Here is an 8,749-nt window from a genome sequence, read left to right on the forward strand (position 1 = left end):
AAGTCTAAACCTGCAATGGCACGTAGCAGAGTGGTTTTACCGCAGCCAGAAGGACCAAGAAAACAAACAAACTCGCCCTTTTCAATCGCTAGCGAGATTTTCTTTAATGCAGTGAACTGTCCGAATTGCTTCACTACATTTTCAATATTTAGGTAATGTTGGTTAGTTGACATAACACATGCTCCAAATGGTATATACCAACTTTAGTTTTGGAGTGTTACGTTCCAATGACAAATTTATAGCCAGAAGATGACAAATAGATGAAGAGAAGCGAAGTTTGTTTACGTGACAATTAGAGATTCCCGACTCGCTCCTTCGTCACTCTCGAGAATGACGTGGTGAGTGTGGATTATAAATTCTGAATCACACGTATTGCCTAGAATTACGAGCTTTGACTTACACTCCATATGCTTAATATCGTCATTCCGGACGAGCCTAAGCGAGCCATCCGGAATTTCTTACAAGCACTATTTTCTGAGATTCCCGACTCACTCCTCCGTCGCTCTCGAGAATGACGTTGTGAGTGCGGATAGAAGCTCCCAACTTTCTTAAGTCCGTCATTCCAGCGAACCTAGGTGAGACTAGGAATCTACTTTCAGCAAACTCTGAAATAACAGAGAAAACAAAAAATCCACCTCAACCGAGGTGGATTTCAGTATTCCACTCAAAGCAAATTCGATTAAGACTTTGGTTCTGATTTCGCGTCGAACTTCTCAGACCATGCCGCTAGAATCTCTGCACGCTTGCTGCCCATTTGCGCGAAGTCCATCTTCGCCATGTTCTCTTGAACGTTCGGGAAGTTAGACACAGTCGCTTTCACTTCTTTATGTGCAACCACTGGGTACATTTCTACGTAAAGCTCGTTTGCTGCTTTAGAGATTGACCAGTCGACAACACGTTTCGCTGCATCAGACTCTTTTACTAGACCAACGGCTTCTGATTCCCAGCCGATGCCTTTTGGTGTGATCACCGCTAGTGGTGCACCTTGTGTTTTCAGCTTCGCGCCGCGGCTTGCCATCGAGATACCGATAGCCACTTCACCCATACCCGCTTGAACACATGGCTTAGAGCCAGAGTGCGTGTAGTGTGCAATGTTCTTGTCTAAGTCACGCATGTAATTCCATGCCTGATCTTCACCCATGTTTTGTAGCCAAGCAGAAACCTGCATGTAGCCAGTGCCTGAAGACGCTGGGTTCGGCATTGCAATGTGACCTTTGTAAACCGGCTTCGTTAGGTCTTCCCAAGACGTTGGTTTCGGTAGGTTAAGTTGTTTCGCTACCGCTTCGTTGAAACAAACTGCGTTAAAGAATGCATCGTTACCGAACCAAGCTTGGTTTGATTGAGGGTCGTTTAGGTTCGCGTGCAGCTCTTCCAAACCTTTTGGTGTGTAAGGCTTAAGAAGACCTTCATCTTTAAGCAGTGCCATTGACGAGCCAGCAAGACCCCAAACCACTTCCGCTTGAGGGTTGTTCTTCTCTGCCAGCAATTTCGCCGTCATGATACCAGTGGAATCGCGAACCCACTTAATCTTGATATCTGGGTTATCTTTCTCAAACGCAGACTTGTATTTCGCAAGAATGTCAGTTTCGAAAGCGGTGTAAACCGTGACTTCCTGTGCTGCCATTGCATTCGTAGCTAGCAGAGAGACAAGTGCAGCCAGCGATCCTTTCATCAAACGGTTTTCCATCATTTTCTCCAGTTAATTTGGCTAAGTTTTCATTTGGTCTGTACCAGTTGACGATATACACCCTACTGAGTCTTTGTGACGAAATCATGACCATTAAATGGCAGTTTTACGAAAATTTGCGATGAATAATCGTTCAATTGATCCGCCATTTTCTGGATATTAAAGTTTTATGAAATTGGACATTCGCCTATTTACTGCCCTTTTCTTCCTCGCTAGAGTGAACTCGAAATTTGGTGTAGACCAATTAGCCTATTCTGATGGAAATCGAGATGAAAAACGAATACCTACTACTGACTCCAGGTCCTCTATCTACTTCTGAAACAGTACGTGAAGCCATGCTAAAAGACTGGTGTACTTGGGATGATGAATACAACAAAGACATTGTAGAAGTGATCCGCACTAAGCTTGTAAAACTGGCGACGGAGCAAGACGGCTACACCAGCGTACTAATGCAAGGTAGCGGCACCGCATCAGTAGAAGCAACGATTGGCAGTGCCATTGGCAAAGATGGAAAATTGTTGGTTGTCGACAACGGTGCTTACGGTGCGCGTATCGCTCAGATCGCTGATTACCTAAATATTCCATGCCATGTAGTTTCCCCAGGCGAAACATCACAGCCACACTTGAACGAGGTGGAAACTGCATTGGCATCGGATCCTGCGATCACACACGTGGCGATTGTTCACTGTGAGACAACCACTGGCATGCTGAATCCAATTGAGGCATTTGCTTCTGCGGCAAAAGCACACGGTAAAGTCGTGATTCTCGATGCCATGTCGAGCTTTGGTGGCATTCCTATCGATATCGCAGAGCTAGGCATCGATTTTATGATCAGCTCTGCAAACAAATGTATTCAAGGCGTACCGGGTTTTGGCTTTGTGATTGCGAAACAAACTGAGCTAGAAAAGTGCCAAGGTCAGGCTCGTTCTTTGAGCCTTGATCTTTACGACCAGTGGCACTGCATGGAAGTGAACCACGGCAAATGGCGTTTTACGTCTCCAACGCACACGGTTCGCGCTTTCTATCAAGCATTATTAGAGCTGGAACAAGAAGGCGGCATTGAGGCTCGTCATAACCGCTACCAAACTAACCAGAAAACACTGGTTGCAGGTATGCGCTCTTTGGGGTTTGAACCGCTACTGAGTGATGACCTTCACTCGCCAATCATCACTTCTTTCTACTCTCCGACGCACAGTGATTACCAGTTCAAAGCGTTCTACACACGTTTGAAAGAGCAGGGCTTCGTGATCTATCCGGGTAAGGTATCGAACGCAGATTGCTTCCGCATCGGCAACATTGGTGAAGTTTACCCAGCAGATATCGAGCGCTTAATCGGTGCGATTGAAAAAGCAATGTACTGGCAAGTTGCGTAAAGCAGCCTTCTGATTGAGAGAGCGTTATGACTCAGAATATCAAACCGACCCATTTCCGCAGCGAAGGTGATGTCAACACGACACCAGCGCGCCAAGCTTGGAATGCATCGATGGACGACGAACGCACGCAAGCATTGTTGAAGCGTGATTCGGAGGTCTTTCTTCATCAAGCCATGTCAACGCCTTGCTTAGATACCTTGGAAGCAGCAGAAGGCATCTACATCCAAGATGCTACCGGTAAAAAGTACATGGACTTCCATGGCAATAACGTCCATCAGCTAGGCTACGGTCATCCGCATGTGATTAAACGTGTGCAAGAGCAAATTACCAAACTGCCGTTTTCACCACGTCGTTTTACCAATGAAACTGCGATTGAATGTGCCGAAAAACTCACCCAAATCTGTGGCGGCGAATTGAATCGCGTGCTGTTTGCTCCGGGTGGCACATCTGCGGTTGGCATGGCACTTAAACTAGCGCGCCACATCACGGGCAACTACAAGGTGGTGTCTCTGTGGGATTCCTTCCACGGCGCATCGTTGGATGCCATCTCAGTGGGCGGCGAAGCGTGTTTCCGCCAAGGTATGGGACCATTAATGGCAGGTGTTGAGCGAATCCCACCAGCCGTATCTTACCGTGGTGCTTTCCCAGTCGCGGACGGCAGCGATGTGCATTACGCCGATTACCTCGAATACGTGATTGAGAAAGAAGGTGGCGTGGGCGCGTTTATCGCAGAAGCAGTTCGTAATACCGACGTACAAGTGCCGAGTAAAGCCTATTGGAAACGCATCCGCGAAATCTGTGACAAACAAAATGTCATGCTGATCATCGACGACATCCCTAACGGCATGGGTCGCAGTGGTGAATGGTTTACCTACCAAGCCTACGACATCGAGCCAGATATGCTCTGCATCGGTAAAGGTTTGGGTGGTGGCTTAGTGCCTATCGCGGCCATGGTAACCAAAGACAAATACAACACCGCCGAGCAAATCTCCATGGGCCATTACACTCATGAGAAAAGCCCTATCGGTTGTGCTGCAGCACTGGCAACCATGGAAGCTATTGAGCAAGACGGCTTGCTAGATAAAGCCAAAGCTGACAGCCAGTTCATGCGTGAAAAGTTGCTAGAGATGAAAGCTAAGTACCCAGTGATTGGTGATGTGCGTGGCATCGGCATGTTATGGGGCATTGAACTGGTCACTGACCACGAAAGCAAAGCACGCGCGTATGACGAAGCGGAAGCTGTGCTGTACCAATGCCTCAACAACGGAGTGAGTTTCAAGGTATCGCAAGGTAACGTGATTCAACTCAGCCCACCGCTGATCATCACTCGCGAACAACTGACAGAAGCGTTGGCAATTTTCGAAGAAGCCATCGCCAAAGTGTGCAAAGACTTTAACTACTTTTAGGGTCGACTGACCTCAACAAAAACCAATTTATCCAGAGCGCGGTTCCAATGTGTAGGCAGCGCTCTGGCAAGCAAGAAAAAGGATTGAACATGAGCAACTCACCAATTCAAGCAGTGATCTTTGACTGGGCTGGCACTATCGTCGATTTCGGCTCTTTTGCGCCAACTAGCATCTTTGTGGAAGCATTCAAACAAGGCTTTGATTTTGAAATCGACCTTGAAGAAGCGCGCGAACCAATGGGTCTTGGCAAGTGGGATCACATCCAAGCAGTGGGTCGTATTCCTGCCGTTGATAAGCGCTGGAATGAGAAGTTTGGTCGCTCAATGACCAGCGAAGATATCGACGCTATCTACGCAGCATTCATGCCGCTACAAAAAGCAAAAGTGGCGGACCATGCAGACCCAATCCTTAATGCGATTGAAGTTGTGAACGGTCTGAAAGACAAAGGCATCAAGATCGGTTCTTGTTCTGGTTACCCCCGCGAAGTGATGGATGTGCTGATTCCTGTGGCTGCGGATTACGGCTACAAACCGGATTACGTAGTAGCAACGGATGACCTGTCGCAAGGTGGTCGCCCAGCACCATTTATGGCACTGAAAAACGTGATTGAGCTGAATGTTACCGACGTTAATGAGTGTATCAAAGTGGATGACGCCGCACCGGGCATCGATGAAGGTCATAACGCTGGTATGTGGACCGTTGGTTTGCTGCTTTCTGGTAACGAAGCAGGTCTAACTTTTGAAGAATACCAAGCCGCGGACGAAGCAACGCTTGATGCCGCTCGTGAAAAAGCGCGTGCAAAACTGCTCAAGAGCTCGCCGCACTACCTTATCGATACGATCGCTGACTTCCCAGAAGTGGTTGCAGATATCGAACGTCGCCTAGCAGCAGGTGAGCGTCCTTAGTCTTCATCTTCCACAAATAAATGAAACAAACGCCCCTTACGTGAGGGGCGCTTTTCTTTTTGGCACTATCTTAAGGAGGTTTGGCTTATTGAAGCGTAGTTCCGTTAGATAGCAGCTTCCTTGTCGGCTCTTGCTCGGTGTATTCGACCGCATCGTGAGCGGCGAGCTTATCGACTTCCGCCTGTTCACCCACCACAATCAACACATGTTGTTTCACCAGAGCGTCGACTACTTCAATGTTGTGCTGACGAAGAAGCGCTCTCACTTCGCTCTCTTTTCCTTCATGATACTTAACAAAGTAACGTGCAGGTTGCTGCTCGGCTTGATCTTGGCGTTCATCCACGAGAGGAAATCCTTGATTGTTTGCCAAGCTGCTTGAGCTCAGTCCGATTGCCAATAGTGCGGTAGCGCCTACCGCAGACAAAGAAAGTAAGGTCAACTTCTTCATAGCCACTCCTTATTGAAAGGTCAGAGTCCAACTGTTGATGGTGCCTGTGTCTCTTCTGGCACTGTCCACCGCTTTTAGTTCCCATGTACCTTGCGATTCAAAACCAGAAAAATCCGCTTGGAACGTGTTTTTTATATCGTTAGCGCTGCCGCCAGTATTATTGTGAAGTACAACTTCTCCACCAGTCGGTGACGTTAAAGTCACTCGTAGATCACCGATGTAAGTGTGGCTAATATCAACGTCAATACTTACTGTGCCTGAATCACCAGAGCGATCGACTTCTACTGCACTGATTGCGCCAGAAGATTTATTATCTGGAATCGCAACAGGGCTGGTATTTGAGAAGCTAGAGTCCGAAGAGCTACCACCATCAGGTCCATTACAGCCAGCGTCCAAGAACAGCTTCGCCGCTTCAGCATTAACTAGGCCGTGGCCCGTACGGTTGTCTCGACCAGCAACATCAATATCTGTTGCAGTTTTCACTAGGGCATTACGTACTTGCGCTGCGGTACAGGTTGGGTGGTAACTCCACACCAAGCCAGCTACGCCCGTTACGTGCGGTGTCGCCATTGATGTACCATTGTAGTACTCGTAATCTTCACCAGAGGTTGTTGCAACAGTAATTTCCTGACCAACATACCCCAACAGCTCTTGACCAAATGCACGATCAACCGTTACCGAAACCATACGATAAGCGTTGTTTGTGTCTACCAAGAATGGGTTTTGTAAACCAGGTAGTTCAGAGTTGCTGTATACGATTGCAGCTCGCGCACCCGCATTGTAACAAGCCTGAACCGCATCCACTTCAGGGTAGTTTCCTGAAGACTGGTTGCCAATGCGCTCAGTCAAACAAATTTTGCCCGACATATCACCACAGTTAAAGTTACCGCCAGATACATCACAGCTATCTAGCGTTGCCGTTACTGAACCCGCGATTGGATCCGGAACATACGAAGAACCGTTATTGATCAAACGATTGTGAGGAACAATCCCACGATCAAACTGACTTACACCATTCAAGGTAATATCAGAAAGTTTACCTTCACCTACCGTAACCGTTGATAAGATCGCCACACCCGGGCCTGAGATCTCAACTTGATTAGTAGATTGTGAGAACGCTGCATGATCATTTTGATTATCAACAGCCGCAACAGACATCACTGAGTCATAAGAAGCTGGATAGCTGTGCGCTGTATTGCCATCATTACCTGCAGCGGCAATCAATAGAACGCCTTGATCGTAAATATTTTGCAGTGCATTTTGCTCAGTTCGGCTTGATTGACTACCACCAAGGCTCATGTTCACAACGTTAGCACCATTATCGGCACAGGTCTGGATTGCTTTAACAAGCCCAGATGAGTAACCCCAACCCGATTCGTTAAATACTTTCACGATGTGCAAATTAACATTCTGGTTTGGCATCACACCCTTTACACCTTCGGTGTTGGCAATCGCAGCAATCGTACCCGCGACGTGAGTACCGTGGGCATTGTTGTTACCCGGATCACTCCATGATCCCGTACCACTATCGTTAGTACCAGCAACGCGGTTACCGCTTAGGTCGTTGTGCGAAATGTCGTACCCTGAATCGATAATACATACAGTGCGATTACCCGCATTGAAGTCAGCTAGCAGTTGAGCATTAACCGCTTCATATCCCCATGGGGTCGTTTCGCTGAGCAAATAGCGAGGTGGATCGACTTCCACGTATTCCACATCACTACGATTGCGAAGCGGCTCTAAGTCATCGCCATCCAATTCAACGCTGTAAATGGCGCGATTGCCTAGTTTTTCCACCTTACGTGCCTTCACCTGTTCTAGAACAGACTCCTGCGCGATTCGTGGCCCCCAGAATGAGTTACCACCCATTGAAGAACGGCTGACTGCATCTTCTTTGAATTTGACGATGTACTTCGTCGGTAACTTAGATTCATCAAATCCCATTGGTGGAGCCGCAAACGCTGACATCGAAGTGGTCAGTGCTATTGCTACGGCAGACAACGAAAATAAGCCTTGTTTTTTACTTGTTGTGTAGTGCATTTGCCCTATTCCTTATTTGAGCTAATTTTTATTCACTATATTCTCATGAAAAGTCATCATCATGATGTTTGCATGAGAGCTTCAGCTATAGTTTACAGAGCAAAAATGCCAAACAATTTGTTTCATGAATATACAAATTTGTACAAAAGATCATTCAATAAACACTTTAAGTTAACATTAAAAATCACCGACAAAACCTTATAAAGCAATTACTTAATTAACAAAAAGTGAATGTTAAATTAATGTTAGTGAGTAATTATTCTAAATATCACCCATTTAATCGATTGCTATGCTGAATGGATTTTTTGACCGTGGTGCCAAAACTGAAATATTGAATATTTAGTTGTTGACTGTCTTGAGCATTTACTCAGAATCAGAAGGTTTAGTGAGAAAAATTCTCATCTAAATACTGTTATAGCCGAGCGTATTCACGCATTCGGAACAATAACCATTACAAGAAGAGTGAATGATGAAAAAAACAATCACACTATTAACTGCATTACTTCCGCTTGCCTCCGCCATTGCAGAGGAGCCAACTTTATCACCAGCAATGGTTTCTGCGGCTGAAGTGGTTAGCGCGCAAGAAAATCAAACTTATACGTACGTTCGATGCTGGTATCGTACGAGCCACTCCAAGGACGATGCGGCTACCGATTGGAAATGGGCAAAAAACCAAGATGGTAGTGACTTCACTATCGATGGTTATTGGTGGAGCTCTGTTTCATTTAAAAACATGTTCTACACCAATACCTCACAAAACGTAATTCGCCAGCGTTGTGAGGAAACACTAGATCTAGCGAACGAGAACGCAGACATTACATTTTTTGCTGCCGACAATCGTTATTCTTATAACCACACGATCTGGAGCAATGATGCTGCAATGCAACCAG

7 protein-coding genes and 1 pseudogene are annotated in these 8,749 nt (G+C 46.5%); 4 read left to right on the plus strand and 4 right to left on the minus strand.

Annotated features, from left to right (window positions below; translation table 11 throughout):
- Positions 1-173: ATP-binding cassette domain-containing protein (locus tag IQR33_RS08765; protein ID WP_193843645.1), on the minus strand; the 173-nt coding region annotated here is incomplete at its 3' end.
- A gap of 506 nt (positions 174-679) precedes the next feature.
- Entirely contained in the window at positions 680-1,690 is a 1,011-nt protein-coding gene (locus IQR33_RS08770; protein ID WP_053304642.1) for a putative 2-aminoethylphosphonate ABC transporter substrate-binding protein, read from the minus strand.
- Positions 1,691-1,956: 266 nt separating this feature from the next.
- Between IQR33_RS08770 and phnW the strand changes: the two genes are divergently transcribed.
- The 3 genes from phnW to phnX all read left to right on the plus strand — a co-directional run bounded on the left by phnW (position 1,957) and on the right by phnX (position 5,371).
- Positions 1,957-3,060 (plus strand): 2-aminoethylphosphonate--pyruvate transaminase, encoded by a 1,104-nt coding sequence (gene phnW, locus IQR33_RS08775; protein WP_005432490.1) that lies wholly within the window; start codon positions 1,957-1,959, stop codon positions 3,058-3,060.
- A 26-nt stretch (positions 3,061-3,086) separates the two neighbouring features.
- Entirely contained in the window at positions 3,087-4,466 is a 1,380-nt protein-coding gene (locus IQR33_RS08780) for an aspartate aminotransferase family protein (RefSeq protein WP_017635089.1), read from the plus strand.
- An 89-nt stretch (positions 4,467-4,555) separates the two neighbouring features.
- A complete protein-coding gene (gene phnX, locus IQR33_RS08785; RefSeq protein WP_017635088.1) occupies positions 4,556-5,371 on the plus strand; it encodes a phosphonoacetaldehyde hydrolase in 816 nt (271 codons plus the stop codon).
- Positions 5,372-5,456: 85 nt separating this feature from the next.
- Here the strand turns inward: phnX and IQR33_RS08790 are convergent, their stop codons facing one another.
- Positions 5,457-5,819 carry an ATPase gene (locus tag IQR33_RS08790; protein WP_193838041.1) on the minus strand — a complete coding sequence of 121 codons (363 nt, stop codon included), beginning with the start codon at positions 5,817-5,819 and terminating at the stop codon, positions 5,457-5,459.
- Between the two features lie 9 nt (positions 5,820-5,828).
- Positions 5,829-7,859: a S8 family serine peptidase gene (locus tag IQR33_RS08795; protein WP_025768035.1), complete on the minus strand. Its 2,031-nt coding sequence runs from the start codon at positions 7,857-7,859 to the stop codon at positions 5,829-5,831.
- 466 nt (positions 7,860-8,325) lie between these two features.
- Here IQR33_RS08795 and IQR33_RS32655 point away from each other — a divergent pair.
- Positions 8,326-8,749 (plus strand): annotated as a pseudogene (locus IQR33_RS32655) (thermolabile hemolysin); the annotation flags it as partial.

Source organism: Vibrio sp. OPT46 (genome assembly GCF_015163535.1).
GTDB lineage: Bacteria > Pseudomonadota > Gammaproteobacteria > Enterobacterales > Vibrionaceae > Vibrio > Vibrio alginolyticus.

Excerpts from the sequence above, each read along its gene's own strand:
- phnX (WP_017635088.1), top strand. The coding sequence starts at position 4,556 with ATGAGCAACTCACCAATTCAAGCAGTGATCTTTGACTGGGCTGGCACT.
- IQR33_RS08770 (WP_053304642.1), bottom strand. The coding sequence starts at position 1,690 with ATGATGGAAAACCGTTTGATGAAAGGATCGCTGGCTGCACTTGTCTCT.
- phnW (WP_005432490.1), top strand. The coding sequence starts at position 1,957 with ATGAAAAACGAATACCTACTACTGACTCCAGGTCCTCTATCTACTTCT.
- IQR33_RS08795 (WP_025768035.1), bottom strand. The coding sequence starts at position 7,859 with ATGCACTACACAACAAGTAAAAAACAAGGCTTATTTTCGTTGTCTGCC.
- IQR33_RS08790 (WP_193838041.1), bottom strand. The coding sequence starts at position 5,819 with ATGAAGAAGTTGACCTTACTTTCTTTGTCTGCGGTAGGCGCTACCGCA.
- IQR33_RS08780 (WP_017635089.1), top strand. The coding sequence starts at position 3,087 with ATGACTCAGAATATCAAACCGACCCATTTCCGCAGCGAAGGTGATGTC.